This is a genomic window from Prochlorococcus marinus str. MIT 0917 (genome assembly GCF_027359575.1).
Lineage (GTDB): Bacteria > Cyanobacteriota > Cyanobacteriia > PCC-6307 > Cyanobiaceae > Prochlorococcus_B > Prochlorococcus_B marinus_D.
This window is the reverse complement of record NZ_CP114784.1, coordinates 1488664-1501911: the sequence shown is the minus strand read 5'-3', so window position 1 is coordinate 1501911 and position 13248 is coordinate 1488664. Positions and strand designations below refer to the sequence as shown.

Genomic DNA, 13248 nt, shown 5'->3' with positions numbered 1-13248 from the left:
AATTTTCAGATCAAACCACTTAGTTGAGGTTGAATCAATGTAGTAGCAAAAAATAAACCATCAACCCACAATGTTGTTGTCAAAGCTGAACTTGAGACAAGCCAAGCATCAGAAGACAAAGATTGACTTTTTGATTTTTGATTCATCCAATTTGCTATCAAAATTATTAAAATTGCCGCAATAAAAATGGCAAATAATGAAAAAGGTTCCAATAATTGTTCCGCAGTAAAACTAAGCATTTTGGAGGCTTCTGAAAAAGGCGCATCTACAACTTCGGGCCAAGCCTTCATGACACCTGTTAAGACAATCATTACATCAGTAAAAGCCGTTCCCAATAGAGATGCCAAATAGAAACTGGCTCCAATTTTCCATCTAGTCTTTAAGAGGCTTGCTGCTATTGGTAAAGCTATTGACTCAACAGGCAAATGCCACACAGGATGAGCTCTTAACCATCCCCAAAAAAGACATCCTCCTAACCAGCTCCAACTCACGCCAACCAATAGCGAACCAACAGAGGACCATCTATCACTACAAAATTTTAGTAAATAAAATCCAAGAAAAAATATGATGAAACTAAATAAAAAAGCTGAAAAAGGGAACACATGAACCCATGGAGCCTGAACAAAAACCGGCAGGACAACCATTGTGCTAGCCCAAAATTGCAATGTCCTTGGCTTTGAAAGATAGGACGTTTGTTGATTTATGGGCTTGGTGGGATTGTTTGAGTAAATCAGAATTAATAAAACTGAGTTGATTTTCAGCTCAACCTTCTATGAATTTACATTCAAGTCGATACCCAAACCAAACAGTCTACAGAATACAAATAAAAAGTTTTAAAAAAAAATCTTGAAAGCTTCTGAATTACAATTATTGCAATGCTTTTCAAGGCGCAGTTTGAAAAATCCTCAGAGAAAGAGATACTTGAAAAAATCTTCCTAAGTACTTTTTGTCGAAAATTTACTTATATTGAAAAAACACATCATTCATCAAGATCAATTTAATTTTTTTCAAAACCTCAGAAAAGTATAAAAAATTTATTTTCTTGTTTAGGAGCATAAATGAGCAAAGGAAAGATAACTAAAAAGAAAATCAAACCTGCTGTTGTTGCGTCTATCGAAGAAGGTTCTATAGGAGAGGAACTTGGATTTGAAGTTGGAGATCAATTAGTTAGTATTAATGGAGTAAAACCAAGAGACCTTATTGATTACAAATTTCTTATTGCTGAAGAAAATATTCAATTAATAATATTAGATGAAAATGGTAAAAAACATATAATTGACATTGAAAAAGATTATGACGACGAGTTAGGACTAGCTTTTACCGAAGCTTTATTTGATGGATTAAAGCAATGCAATAATCAATGTCCATTTTGTTTTATTGATCAACAGCCCCCAGGAAAAAGAAAAAGCCTATATCTAAAAGATGACGACTACAGGCTAAGTTTTTTATATGGTTCCTACTTAACACTTACAAATCTTTCCGAACATGACTGGCTACGAATTGATCAACAAAGACTCACTCCTTTATTCGTATCAGTGCATGCAACAGAACCTTCATTAAGATCAAAATTACTAAGGAATCCTAAAGCTATTGACCTTTTAAAACAGTTATCTTGGTTCTCAGAAAAAAAAATACAAATTCATGCTCAAATTGTTGTTTGCCCTGGAATAAATGATGGTAAAGCTTTAGAAAGAACCATTAATGATCTATATGGTTTTGCGCAAGGAGATTTTCCAGTAGTCCTCTCGGCAGCAGTAGTTCCAGTTGGGTTAACAAGGTTTAGACCAAGTAATGATGGACTGATACCTGTGGATTCTGATTGTGCGACAAAAGTCATCAATCAAGTTGAACAAATGCAGAGAATATTTCATAAATCATCGGGTTCACGTTTTGCCTGGTTGTCTGACGAATGGTATTTAATAGCAAAGAAGGCTTTGCCCTCTCTAAATTCTTACGAAGATTTACCTCAAAAGGAGAATGGAGTAGGAAGTATTCGCACCTTTCTTAGCTCGATGGATGAAGCCACAAAAAATCTGCCTACCAAAATTGATCAAAAGAGAACCTGCAGCTGGGTTGTTGGCAAACTTGTTGAGAATGAATTACAGAAGCCTTGTAAAAGACTAAATAAAATAAATAATTTCGAACTACATCTCTATGGAATTCCAAGTCCTTATTGGGGTCAAGAACAAATAGTTACAGGCCTACTCACAGGCCAAGACCTCATAAAAGGACTGCTGGAACAAGAATTAGGCGATGAATTACTTCTACCATCGGTCATGCTAAGGCAAGATGAAAAAATCTTTCTTGATGACATGACTCTTCAAGAGCTCTCTTCGTCACTTAATGTGTCTATAAGAATTGTCCATGATGCACAAGACATCGTGAACAAAGCACTTGGTAAAGCATAATTGTTTTACTAAATCCATCTCAGTTTTTCCTATACCTATGAGGAGAGTGAAGAGAAAGTTCCTGATTGTTGCAGGTTTATTTATATCGGGGCTAAATCCTTTATGGGCTACAAGTTCTCAGAAAATCAAATCCAATATCAATATAAAAGGAGAATCAAGTACAAATCAAAAACACCAAGGATTATTATATGAATTGAATGCTCCTAAAGACCTTTTTTTACCCTCTAGGTCGCGAGAAGTATCGATAAAAAGCTATCAAAAAATCAATCTAGATCAACTCGAAAATATAATTATAAATAACAATCGAACGATTAAAGTTTACTTAGAAAGAGTTGACCAAACTAAATCAATATTAAAAAGCTCGTTATCCTCTTGGTATCCAAAATTAAACCTAACAGCTAATGGATTTCCTCAATATTTTGAATCTGATAATTATAACGAGTCAAGTCTAATAAAAGATACTTCAAGTAAACAGTGGAGCTCCAATATCTCGGCTCAAATTTCATGGGATATAATTAATCCTGCAAGAGTTCCAGAGATCGCATCAGCTAGAGATAGTTATGAAAAGTCAAAATATTCGTACTCAATAATTTTAAAAGATATAAAATTAGAAGCAAAAAAACGTTACTTCAATTTGCAAAAAGCAAATGAGGAAATAGAAGTAGCAAAACAATCAATTGAATTATCTACTATTGGATTAAGAGACGCAGAAATTAGATTTGAATCAGGCATTGGTACGAAATTAGAAGTTCTAGAAGCTAAAACTCAATTAGCTAGAGATCAGCAATTATTTAATATTAAATTAGGAGATCAAAAAATTGGACAAAGATCACTTGCTGAAATACTTAATTTACCAGAAGATATAACACCCGTAATTGGTTCAAAAACTCAAGTTACTGGTATCTGGGATTTATCACTAGAAAATAGTATTATTGCTGCGTATAATTCACGAGAAGAACTTGAAAGTATCCTATTGGATATATCAATTAATAATAGTAATGCAAATGCTGCACTTGCAGCTGGCCAACCCAAATTAAGCATAGTAAACACAACTACTTCATCATTTGCAAAAGGTGAGTTAAATCAAATATCTCCAAACACTAGCAATAAATCCTCTAATTTCTCTAACACTATTGGTCTCAATGCAACATGGTTTATTTTTGATGGAGGTAATTCAAGATCTTTATATAATTACAACAAAAGTAAAGCAAAAGAAGCAAAGCTAACCTTTGCTTTAAGAAGAGCTCAAATCAGAAAAGGTATTGAAGAAATATTCTTCAAACTCGAATCTGCCAAACTAAATATTTCTGCTTCTTACACAGAAGTGTTATCTGCAAGAGAGTCACTAAGACTTGCAAAGCTTAGATATAAATCAGGAATTACGACACAAAGAGAAGTTGTAAATAACCAAAGAGATTTAACTGATTCCGAGGTTCGTTATATTATTGCTGTCACTAGCTATAACACCTTATTAGCGGATTTAAGTAGACAAACCGGTTTAGACAACATCAAACCATGTGATATCAAAGTCAATCAACCAAATGAAAGTGGCTTAGACACCACAACAAATCTCTATGAATCGAATTTAATCCCTTTATGTCAGCTATAGCTTGTAACTAAAAAAAATGAATCAAAGTCCAATATCTAAACCTCTGAGCAAAGCTCAACTAATTTCAATTCATCACTTAGTTGATGAGGTTGCAAAACGTCAACTTCAAGATTTTGGTCAAATCAACTCTGACATAAAACCTGATGGAACCCTCATTACTGAATGTGATAGGTGGAGTGATAAAACAATAGTTCAAGGATTATCAAAAATTGCTCCCGGAGAAGGAGTCCTGAGTGAAGAAGGTAAACAGTCAATTCCTAGCTCCAGTGAATATTGGGTGGTTGACCCACTCGATGGCACAACTAATTTTGCAGCAGGAATTCCATACTGGGCAATATCAATAGCACGTTTCACAAATGGGGAACCTGAGACGGCCTTTCTTGATATACCAGCTCTAAAAAAAAGAATCTTTGCGATAAAAGGTAAAGGAGTTTGGCTAAACGACAAGCCACTTAACCCTGAATCTCGCTTCAAAAAAAATAGTGACTGCATTTCACTTTGTAGCAGGTCAATTAAAGTTCTACAAATGAAGCCAGAGCAATCTTTTCCAGGAAAAATTAGACTACTTGGGGTCTCCAGTTTAAATATGACTAGTGTTGCCATTGGTCAAACCATAGCTGCCTTAGAGGCGACACCAAAAATTTGGGATGTTGCAGCTGCCTGGTTGATACTTGAGGAACTTAATTGTCTTATCAATTGGTTAGACATTAATCCAAAAAATATTCTTTCTGGAACAGATCTTAGTTCTGTAAATTTTCCATTACTAACAGCCTCTTCCAAAGATAAATTGAACAACATGCTGCCCTGGGCTACAGCATTAATTCAAGATAGTTAATTCAATGTGGGCTTGTTGTTTATCATTAAATAATCAATTAAGCTTCAGTAAATAATTTATGATTTTAAATCTACCGATTCAACTAAGAAAAATCTTCTCCCTAGGAGTTAGCTTAATAGAAAGTACTTTTAAACCAAAGTGGGCTTGAACTGGAGTAAAAAAATAAGATGGTTTTTTAGTAGCCTCTGGAGAGCTTATGAAAGATGGTCTAAGTGTGATTGCGTGGATTTGAGCGCAGCATTTGCTTACTACACTCTTCAATCATTTTTTCCAATATTACTAATATCTCTTTCAGTTGCATCTTGGTTTTTAGGGAAGCAGCAAGGATTGGATCAACAAATCATTGCGCTGGCTGCTCAAGTTTTACCTCCATCAGTTGTGGGGCTAGTCGATTCAACGCTAATAAAATTGGTTAATCAAGGATTTGGAGCTGGAATACTTGGAGCGATGTTCTTGATGATCACTGCTGGCAATGCATATCTAACATTACAAAGAGGCGCAGATAGATTATGGGAAGACGTTCTACCAGTTAAATCAAAGCCTGACCCACTAAAAATCCAAGCATTTAGATTTATCAGAAATCGAATAGAAGCTTTTTTTGTTGTTCTTTTAGTTGGTTTTTTAATGGTCATAGACCAAATCAGTGCAAATATTCGTATGATCCCTGGTGCCGTTTTTGAAGAATTAGCCAATACATCACCTTGGATTGAAAATATGATGTCAAAAATACCGGTCCTTGAAGTGGGGCAATTTATGCTTCCACTAATAGGTTTTTCAACTATGGCACTGCTTTTACAGGGTTTACTACCAAGCAGAAGAGTGCCTTTAAAACCACTCATACCTGGAGCTTTTTTGATTGGGACTTTGCTAACTATTCTAAATTTGGCAGTAAGTAGAAGTATTCTCTCTTTGGGATCAAGGTTTCAAGCTTATGGATTCATTGGTGGAGTCCTTGTATTGACTCTTTGGGTTTGGATGGTGGGAGTGATTATTTATTTTGGTCAATGTTGGAGCGTTGTAATTGCAAGCATGCGTCGTAACCGATACGTTTAAACATCAATGAAACAAGCACTAAAATTTAATTTAGAATATATAAGTAAATATCTTAATTAGTCATGAATAAGCCATCTTCATTAATTTGGATGGTATTTATTTTAATTTTTATTGTGCCTACACCAGCTGGTAAATTTATTCTTGATTTAGCAGGTGGAATATTCCTTCTCATTACAATAATACCCTTAATTCTAGGAGGAATCGGATGGTTTACTTGGAAAAGAATCCAATCAAAATTACAAGTATGTGAAGTTTGTGGCTCCTCCTTTTTTAATACTCATACTATTTGTCCAATATGTGGGGAGCGAACAACCATAACAAATACAAAAGATATTCTGGAAAATATCCCAGCAAGTTCAGCAACAATTGATATAAAATCTGAAAATATAGATTTATAAAGTTAATCTATATTTAGAAATTCCGGATTAATTTCATTAATCTCTTGTTCACAAAATTGCAGAAGTTCCTCGCAATGTTTTAAGAGTAGATGACCTTTAATATAATTAATCTGAATTTTATCCAACGAAATATTTTCATCTTGAACATTTAATAAAATGCTTTCCAATTCAGCTATACATTCTTCATAACTTAATTTATTTATATCTTTTTTTAAGATTTCAATATTTTCTTTGTTAGCAGATTGTTTAGGCATTGATAAATGACTTCTAGATTCTTCTTCAGCAAATGTCATAGCATAAAAGATTTTTATTGAATAAATTTATATTTTATCATAATTAAGATTCTCCACCTCTGCGGTAATTTTTCCATCATAAAATTGAACTAACAACTTATCTTTTTCCTTAACATTTTTAACACTATAAATCGAATTACCTGACTCATTAGTAATTAATGCAAAACCTCTTTTTAGCAATTTGCCTGGGGAAAGTGCATTCAAAAGCTCATACATATAATTTATTTTTGTTCTTTTATTTCTTATTAATAGTCGTGGTGAATGAGATTCAAAAAAAGATTTTCTCGTAATTAAATATTTCTTTTTATTCTGAAAAAATAATTTCAAATAATTTTTGAGTATTTTTTTATTTTGCATAAAGTTAATTTTTTCAATTTCTCTTGAAGGTAATGAATCAACAATCGCAGCAGTTGGAGTAGAAGATCTATGGTCTGAGACAAGATCAGCAACTGTTAGATCATCTTCATGACCTATTCCTGTAATTACGGGTATAGGGAATGTGGCGATTTCTCTTGCTATAATTTCACTATCGAACAACATTAAATCTTCTCTACTTCCTCCACCTCTAGCTATAATTATGGAATCTAATCCTAACTTATTGACTTTTAATTTACTTAAAATAGATTTCAATTGATTTTCATTATTACCCTGAACGGGAATAGGAATTATTTGCAGTTTCGTTAATGGCCATCTTTCCTTTGAAGTTCTAAGCATGTCAGCCAAAGCAGAGCTTGGAACACTTGTAAGAATACCTATTGAATTAGGATATTTTGGTAATCTCTTTCGTAATGAATCATTAATAAAACCTTCTTTAAAAAGTTTTGATTTAACTATTTCGAACTTCTTAAGAACAGTAGAAATACTTGGGCGAATATCAAAAACTTGTACAGATAATCTTGCTTGAGATTCCCAGAAATTCAATTTACCGATAATAATAACGCCATCATCTTGCTTTGGTAAAAATTTTAAAGACTTTATTGTTGATGACCATGCAACTCCATCTACACATGCTTGGCCATCAGTAAAAGTCAACCATAAATGACCTTTTTTTATTTGCGATTTAGAAACAGTTGCTTTCAGTATGAATTTTGGTGCGAAGCCCCTTGATAGCAATAAACCGATAGATTCATTTAACTCTTTAACACTATATGTATTTAGAGATTGTTTAAAGTTTTGAAGTTCAGTCAAACTATTAAAAATAAAAACTAAAAATTAGTTTTTCAACCTATTCCCATCTGAGTTAAAATACCTTGCCCAGTTAAAAGCTCTGTTGTTAAACCAATTAAAATACCCATCATAGCTAATCTGCCATTCCATATTTCAGCAAAATTGACAAATCCATAACGAGGTTCGAAGTTATCCTTCATTTGTAAATCGAAATCAAATCAATGATACTAAAGAAATGCTCAGAATGAGAAAACATATAAAATTAACATTGAAAATAGTTCATTTTTAAATCTTAAAAGCCTATCTAACGTGCCTTGCACCATCAACTGGATGATAATCCTCCCCAGTTAGTTCCTCGTAAATAATTGCTGGTAATCCAGTTTCGAACATTGTTTGAAGAGCTTCTTTTAAATAAGGATTCCATCCTCCAGTACTAACTTTCCCATGTCTTACAGTCCAATCCCATGTGCCTTGTAAATCTCGAGGCATTCTTCCTTCTCTGTCTCGTCTGGCAACCAAATCGAGAGATTCTACTAATCCAACTTGAATAGGATCTTTTCCATAAGCTGGAGTAAGACTTAATTCAAGCCGTACTGGATCTTCCTTTAATAATCTGATACGAAACCGTGGAGGCAACTTCATATTTTTCAAAACTGCAGCGACTATGCGGGTTCTTTGTTCCAAAATCAAAACCTCTTTGATAACTATTTAATGTCAAACCAAAAAATCTAATGAAAATTATTCAGAAGGATTTTCAGATGATTGTGGATGATCGGAGTCCTTTGCAAAACGAACTGTGAGCAAATCTTCATCAGTAATGCATCCATCTTTGTTTAAAAGCTCAGGATGAACAGTAACTAAACCTGTTCGATCATCTTTTTTTTTCTTTGAAAATGAATTTTGAGTCTTCAATGATGCTTGACTTGAGACAAAACCATTCAGCATTATTTTGGCAGCCAAAATCAACAAAACAAAAACTGAAATGCCATAAAGAAAAGGTAAAAAATTGCTCAACATTTGAAAAATAATTAATCAAAAAACTGTAAGCCTTAATTAGACTCAGGTTTGAAGTAGCTCTAGTTTCATCATCAATCAAAGAATAAATCAGAAAATTATTCTAGATGAAAGAAGTTCAAAGAATAGTTATTTAGTAAAAATCTACGGTAATTAAATGAGTGGATCTTTAAATTTCCGAATTAGCTATGATTAGTTTAAACACCCATAACTAATCCCTTACAGAAAATCATGCATGGATTAGATGCGAAGAGACTATTAATAGGAACCCTAAAAATATGGCAACTAAAACATTTTAAAATTTTTATTTTAGCTTTTCTTATTTTTTTTAATTTACGGTATGAAACCCCTATTAATTCTAGTGAAGCTTTAATTGCATCTCCACAAAGTCAAAATAAACAATCTTTCGTATCAAAAGCATTAAATATCAGTGGAGGGGCAGTGGTCACAATTGAAACACAGCGTAAGGTTTTATCTTCAAGTGAAAGCATCTTTCCTCCTGGAATCTTGAATGATGAATATTTTGAAAGATTCTTTGGTCGCAGAGGCCTACAAGTTCCACGATCTCGAATTGAAAGAGGCCAAGGTAGTGGAGTAATTTTTTCTAAGGAAGGTCTAGTCCTGACCAATGCTCATGTAATAGAAAAAACTGACCAACTCATAGTGGGTTTATCAGACGGAAGAAGAGTTATTGGAAATGTTGTTGGAGAGGATTCTTTAACGGATCTTGCAGTAATTAAACTAAAAGCAAAAGGTCCTTGGCCCACCGCCAAATTAGGTAACTCCGACAATTTAAGAGTTGGTGATTGGGCAATTGCAGTTGGAAATCCTTTTGGACTGGAAAATACGGTTACTCTTGGAATAATTAGCAATCTCAATAGAGATGTTGCTCAGTTAGGTATCTCGGACAAAAGAATAGATCTCATTCAAGCTGATGCAGCAATTAATCCGGGTAATTCTGGAGGACCATTATTAAATTCGGCTGGAGAAGTGATTGGTATTAATACTCTTGTTCGCTCAGGCCCAGGAGCAGGATTAGGTTTTGCAATACCAATAAATAGAGCTAGAAAAATTGCCAAAGATTTAATCAAAAGTGGTAGGGCCAAACATCCCATGATCGGAGTAACACTTTCAAGCAATATCATACAAAAAAGCAAGTATCTTTCCCAAAGAGAACATGGAGCAATTATTAACTATTTGCTGCCAAATGGTCCTGCAGAGAAAGGCGGATTGAAAGTTAATGATTTAATAATTTCAATCAACAATGAAAAAATTTTAACTCCATCAGATGTGGTGCAAAAAATAAATCGAAATGATTTAAAATCAACTTTAAAAATGAAAATACTTAGAGAGAATATAGAGTCTATAAAAATTATCAAACCAATTGATATTTATGATCTTTAACTATAATTAAAAAAGATTATACATAATAATCATCTTGTATTTGATTTTTTTTTCTTTCTCTGTTTTTCTCGATTAGCCAACCTTTTTCTTTCACGTTCAGCCAATTGTAATTCTTTTTCTTTTTCTTTTTCTTCTTCAATTTTTTTATCTTTATAGTATTTATAATCACCTTGATACTTAATTAATTGTCCATCTTTTATCTCTACAATTTTATTTGCAACTTTTGAAATAAAATATCTATCATGAGAAACTATTAATGCTGTGCCATTATAATTAGACAATGCCTGCTCTAGCATTTGCTTTGAAGGTATATCTAAATGATTTGTTGGTTCATCTAGAATAAGCAAATTGGATGGCTTAATAATCATTAAAGCTAAAGCCAGTCTTGCTTTCTCTCCTCCACTTATCTGACTGACCTCCTTAAAAACTGAATCATTAGTTAAACCAAAGCTCCCTAGTAAAGAACGAATTTCCGTTTGGGTCCAATTTGGTACAGATTGAGAAATTGTCTCAATTACTGTTTTGTCTAATTCTAAGGCTTCTGCCTGATTTTGTTCAAAATAACTAGGGATAATATTATATTTTCCTATCTGAATAGATCCCTCATCAGGTTTTTCTAAACCCATAATTAGTCTAAGCAAAGTAGATTTTCCAGATCCATTTGGCCCTAAAAATGCTATTCTTTCGCCTGGTTGAAGCTCCAAAAAAGCTCCTAAGAATAAAATATTATCTTCATAGCTATGCGTTAAATCCTTAATACTTAATATATCCTTCCCACCGCGAGGTGCATCCATAAATTTAAAATTAGGTCCTTTGATATTATTCTCTGGGGCTTCTATTCTTTCAACTTTATCTAATAACTTTTCTCTACTTTTAGCTTGTGTACTTCTTGTAGCACTTGCTCTGAATCTTTCTATATATGACTTTTGAGCTTCCATATCCTTCTGTTGTTTCTGGTATGCAACTCTTGTTGATTCCAATTCAAAATCTCTCTGCTGAAGATATGCTGTGTAATTCCCAAGATAACTTTTAGATTTACCTCTCTCTGTATTAACAATTCTTGTACAAACTTTATCTAAAAAAGATCTATCATGGCTAACAATTACCATGGCAACTTTCTGATTAAGTAAATAGCTCTCTAGCCATTCAATTGTTTCTAAATCTAAATGATTAGTTGGTTCATCCAATAACAACAAATCAGGACTTTGCAAAATGATTTTACCTAGAGCGATTCTCATCTGCCAGCCACCCGAAAAATCTCCAACTAATCTGTCTCCCTCATTTTGATTAAAACCAATAGTGGGTAATAGCTTTTCAACTTTAGACTCTAAATCGTAGCCATTTATTGATTCAAATTTACTTTGAATAACGCTTAATTCTTGGATTAATGAATCCAGATAATCTACATCTCTAGAGGCTAATTCAGATTCCATATTTTCTTGAATTAATTTTTGACTATGAAGTAAATTCGATGCTTCTTTAAATGCCTGAAATAACTCTTCTCTGACAGTTCTTGAAAGCTCAACATCAAATTCCTGTTTTAAATATGCAATAGATGGATCCCCTTCACTAATCAAAGATCCATCAGTTGCCTCTTCTAATCCAGCAATAATTTTTAATTGTGTTGATTTACCTGCTCCATTGACTCCAACCAAACCAATTCTCTCTCCATTTCTGATTTCCCAACTGACATCTTTCAAGACTTCGCCAGTGGGATAAATCTTACTAATTTTCTCAAGTCGCAACACTACAACAAAACCTCCAGTGAATAACCTGCAATCATTTAGCTTTAAAAGATTCCAACTGATTTAAATTACATTACTTAAGTAAGCCATGTTAAGACTCGAACAAATTGCTGCTTTAGTTCTCGCCGCAGCTCTTGCAATACCCAGTTATTGGTTTTTTTGGACGATGGCAGGGGGGGGCGGCTACGAAAGAAGAGGAATTAAAGACAGTGGTCAAGATGCATTAGAACTCCCCTCTTCTTTCAAAAATTAATCACAAACCACCTCTAGCTTTTATTAGCCATTGTTGAGTATCTAAATCATCAATAGTAGTCAAATATTCTTTTACCTCTTCTGAAGTGACTGGCAAATTCATTTCACTCCCAAATGCACATATTGACTGCATCGCACCTTTTGGGTTTTGAAGAGCTTGACGAAAAAGATCTTGTTTTTTATTAGGATCTGCATTTATGAGCTTATAAAGCTCTGCAGCATTGCCGCTCATGAGAAAAACATTGACTAATTAAAGAATATTCATTTATGCAGCTTTTGTCTCAAAACCGTTAGATTCATTACTCATATCTAAATCACTTTCCTTTAAACCTAGAGCAGACGCGTCCTTCATGCTTCTAGCATCCATGCAAAGGACTTTACGAAGTTGGGCAAAGTTTGCAGCATGAGAAGATCTTCCTTCTTTACTAGCCCCATATTCCGCTCTTTGCAAAACATGATGTAAATGAGTCAATAAATAAGAACTAACAACAGCAGAGATTAGAACATCTGCATTCTTCCCATTACTACGACACTTCCTTCTTTGTCGTTTTACAGTTCCTTTATCCGAAACAACCTTATTAGAAAGAGGTTTAGATGTTGGCGGAAGAGATGGCTTAGACATGAAATACTCCTTTTAAATAAAAAAATTTAAGTAAAGGTTGATAAGGCAAAACTGGCCAGATAATCAAGTATCATACACAAGGATACTACCCTTGCGTATAAGTGTACACTATTTAGTACTTGGTAGTTCTTTGTACGCATGGCTACTCGTCAAAACTCATCGAACGGGAAGCAAAAATCGCCTCGTATACAAGTTGTCCTACCAGAAGAATTATGTGAAAGATTATCAGAATTAGCCGAAAGAGAATCTAGAACTGTTAGTAATATGGCCAAAGTCTTAATTCAAGAAGGAATTAAAAATCACGAATTAAAAGAAAGCTCAGCATCTAAAGAATTAAAAATAAAAACAAATAAAACACAAAATTTTATAAACTCCTTAGAGAAACAAAAAACGCAAAGACTTAAAGGTATTCCAAAAAGATTAAAATTCAAAAGGAATTAATTCTTAC

Annotated in this window: 17 protein-coding genes; 8 read left to right on the top strand and 9 right to left on the bottom strand. The window is 33.6% G+C overall.

Annotated elements, in window-relative coordinates; translation table 11 throughout:
- Positions 1–5 precede the first annotated feature (5 nt).
- Positions 6–644, bottom strand: a complete 639-nt coding sequence (locus O5637_RS08370) for a DUF3120 domain-containing protein (protein ID WP_269604160.1) — start codon at positions 642–644, stop codon at positions 6–8.
- A 414-nt stretch (positions 645–1058) separates the two neighbouring features.
- Between O5637_RS08370 and O5637_RS08365 the strand changes: the two genes are divergently transcribed.
- From O5637_RS08365 to O5637_RS08345, 5 genes are all read left to right on the top strand, one after another.
- Positions 1059–2408, top strand: a complete 1350-nt coding sequence (locus O5637_RS08365; protein WP_269604158.1) for a TIGR03279 family radical SAM protein — start codon at positions 1059–1061, stop codon at positions 2406–2408.
- A gap of 37 nt (positions 2409–2445) precedes the next feature.
- Positions 2446–4017 (top strand): TolC family protein, encoded by a 1572-nt coding sequence (locus O5637_RS08360; protein ID WP_269604156.1) that lies wholly within the window; start codon positions 2446–2448, stop codon positions 4015–4017.
- Between the two features lie 16 nt (positions 4018–4033).
- On the top strand, positions 4034–4852 hold the full coding sequence (locus O5637_RS08355) for an inositol monophosphatase family protein (protein WP_269604154.1): 819 nt from the start codon (positions 4034–4036) through the stop codon (positions 4850–4852).
- 138 nt (positions 4853–4990) lie between these two features.
- Positions 4991–5905, top strand: a complete 915-nt coding sequence (locus O5637_RS08350; RefSeq protein WP_269604152.1) for a YihY/virulence factor BrkB family protein — start codon at positions 4991–4993, stop codon at positions 5903–5905.
- A 62-nt stretch (positions 5906–5967) separates the two neighbouring features.
- The gene (locus tag O5637_RS08345) at positions 5968–6303 is read left to right on the top strand and encodes a hypothetical protein (protein WP_269604150.1); all 336 of its coding nucleotides are present in this window, start codon (positions 5968–5970) and stop codon (positions 6301–6303) included.
- Between the two features lie 2 nt (positions 6304–6305).
- Here the strand turns inward: O5637_RS08345 and xseB are convergent, their stop codons facing one another.
- From xseB to O5637_RS08320, 5 genes are all read right to left on the bottom strand, one after another.
- On the bottom strand, positions 6306–6596 hold the full coding sequence (gene xseB / locus O5637_RS08340; RefSeq protein ID WP_269604148.1) for an exodeoxyribonuclease VII small subunit: 291 nt from the start codon (positions 6594–6596) through the stop codon (positions 6306–6308).
- A 27-nt stretch (positions 6597–6623) separates the two neighbouring features.
- Positions 6624–7784, bottom strand: a complete 1161-nt coding sequence (xseA, locus tag O5637_RS08335; protein ID WP_269604146.1) for an exodeoxyribonuclease VII large subunit — start codon at positions 7782–7784, stop codon at positions 6624–6626.
- Positions 7785–7816: 32 nt separating this feature from the next.
- Positions 7817–7963 (bottom strand): chlorophyll a/b-binding protein, encoded by a 147-nt coding sequence (locus O5637_RS08330; RefSeq protein ID WP_011294091.1) that lies wholly within the window; start codon positions 7961–7963, stop codon positions 7817–7819.
- A 100-nt stretch (positions 7964–8063) separates the two neighbouring features.
- Positions 8064–8447: a hypothetical protein gene (locus tag O5637_RS08325; protein WP_269604142.1), complete on the bottom strand. Its 384-nt coding sequence runs from the start codon at positions 8445–8447 to the stop codon at positions 8064–8066.
- A gap of 54 nt (positions 8448–8501) precedes the next feature.
- A complete protein-coding gene (locus tag O5637_RS08320) occupies positions 8502–8780 on the bottom strand; it encodes a DUF2973 domain-containing protein (protein ID WP_269604140.1) in 279 nt (92 codons plus the stop codon).
- A gap of 228 nt (positions 8781–9008) precedes the next feature.
- On the opposite strand from O5637_RS08320, the gene O5637_RS08315 reads away from it, so the two are divergent.
- A complete protein-coding gene (locus O5637_RS08315; protein WP_269604138.1) occupies positions 9009–10181 on the top strand; it encodes a trypsin-like peptidase domain-containing protein in 1173 nt (390 codons plus the stop codon).
- 29 nt (positions 10182–10210) lie between these two features.
- Here the strand turns inward: O5637_RS08315 and O5637_RS08310 are convergent, their stop codons facing one another.
- Positions 10211–11929: an ABC-F family ATP-binding cassette domain-containing protein gene (locus O5637_RS08310; protein WP_269604137.1), complete on the bottom strand. Its 1719-nt coding sequence runs from the start codon at positions 11927–11929 to the stop codon at positions 10211–10213.
- Between the two features lie 85 nt (positions 11930–12014).
- Here O5637_RS08310 and O5637_RS08305 point away from each other — a divergent pair, with 85 nt between their 5' ends.
- A complete protein-coding gene (locus O5637_RS08305; protein WP_269604135.1) occupies positions 12015–12179 on the top strand; it encodes a hypothetical protein in 165 nt (54 codons plus the stop codon).
- Here O5637_RS08305 and O5637_RS08300 read toward each other — a convergent pair whose 3' ends face one another.
- Both O5637_RS08300 and O5637_RS08295 read right to left on the bottom strand, forming a co-directional pair.
- Positions 12180–12410, bottom strand: a complete 231-nt coding sequence (locus tag O5637_RS08300; RefSeq protein ID WP_269604134.1) for a hypothetical protein — start codon at positions 12408–12410, stop codon at positions 12180–12182.
- Between the two features lie 33 nt (positions 12411–12443).
- A complete protein-coding gene (locus O5637_RS08295; protein WP_269604133.1) occupies positions 12444–12800 on the bottom strand; it encodes a hypothetical protein in 357 nt (118 codons plus the stop codon).
- Between the two features lie 138 nt (positions 12801–12938).
- On the opposite strand from O5637_RS08295, the gene O5637_RS08290 reads away from it, so the two are divergent.
- Complete coding sequence (locus O5637_RS08290) at positions 12939–13241, top strand: ribbon-helix-helix domain-containing protein (protein WP_269604131.1); 303 nt, start codon at positions 12939–12941, stop codon at positions 13239–13241.
- Positions 13242–13248: the final 7 nt, after the last annotated feature.

Bases quoted from the DNA above. Each gene is read 5' to 3' on its own strand.
- O5637_RS08290 (WP_269604131.1), top strand. From the start codon at position 12,939: ATGGCTACTCGTCAAAACTCATCGAACGGGAAGCAAAAATCGCCTCGT.
- O5637_RS08330 (WP_011294091.1), bottom strand. From the start codon at position 7,963: ATGAAGGATAACTTCGAACCTCGTTATGGATTTGTCAATTTTGCTGAA.
- O5637_RS08370 (WP_269604160.1), bottom strand. From the start codon at position 644: ATGGTTGTCCTGCCGGTTTTTGTTCAGGCTCCATGGGTTCATGTGTTC.
- O5637_RS08305 (WP_269604135.1), top strand. From the start codon at position 12,015: ATGTTAAGACTCGAACAAATTGCTGCTTTAGTTCTCGCCGCAGCTCTT.
- xseB (WP_269604148.1), bottom strand. From the start codon at position 6,596: ATGACATTTGCTGAAGAAGAATCTAGAAGTCATTTATCAATGCCTAAA.
- O5637_RS08295 (WP_269604133.1), bottom strand. From the start codon at position 12,800: ATGTCTAAGCCATCTCTTCCGCCAACATCTAAACCTCTTTCTAATAAG.
- O5637_RS08365 (WP_269604158.1), top strand. From the start codon at position 1,059: ATGAGCAAAGGAAAGATAACTAAAAAGAAAATCAAACCTGCTGTTGTT.
- O5637_RS08355 (WP_269604154.1), top strand. From the start codon at position 4,034: ATGAATCAAAGTCCAATATCTAAACCTCTGAGCAAAGCTCAACTAATT.
- O5637_RS08300 (WP_269604134.1), bottom strand. From the start codon at position 12,410: ATGAGCGGCAATGCTGCAGAGCTTTATAAGCTCATAAATGCAGATCCT.
- O5637_RS08320 (WP_269604140.1), bottom strand. From the start codon at position 8,780: ATGTTGAGCAATTTTTTACCTTTTCTTTATGGCATTTCAGTTTTTGTT.
- O5637_RS08315 (WP_269604138.1), top strand. From the start codon at position 9,009: ATGCATGGATTAGATGCGAAGAGACTATTAATAGGAACCCTAAAAATA.
- O5637_RS08345 (WP_269604150.1), top strand. From the start codon at position 5,968: ATGAATAAGCCATCTTCATTAATTTGGATGGTATTTATTTTAATTTTT.
- O5637_RS08360 (WP_269604156.1), top strand. From the start codon at position 2,446: ATGAGGAGAGTGAAGAGAAAGTTCCTGATTGTTGCAGGTTTATTTATA.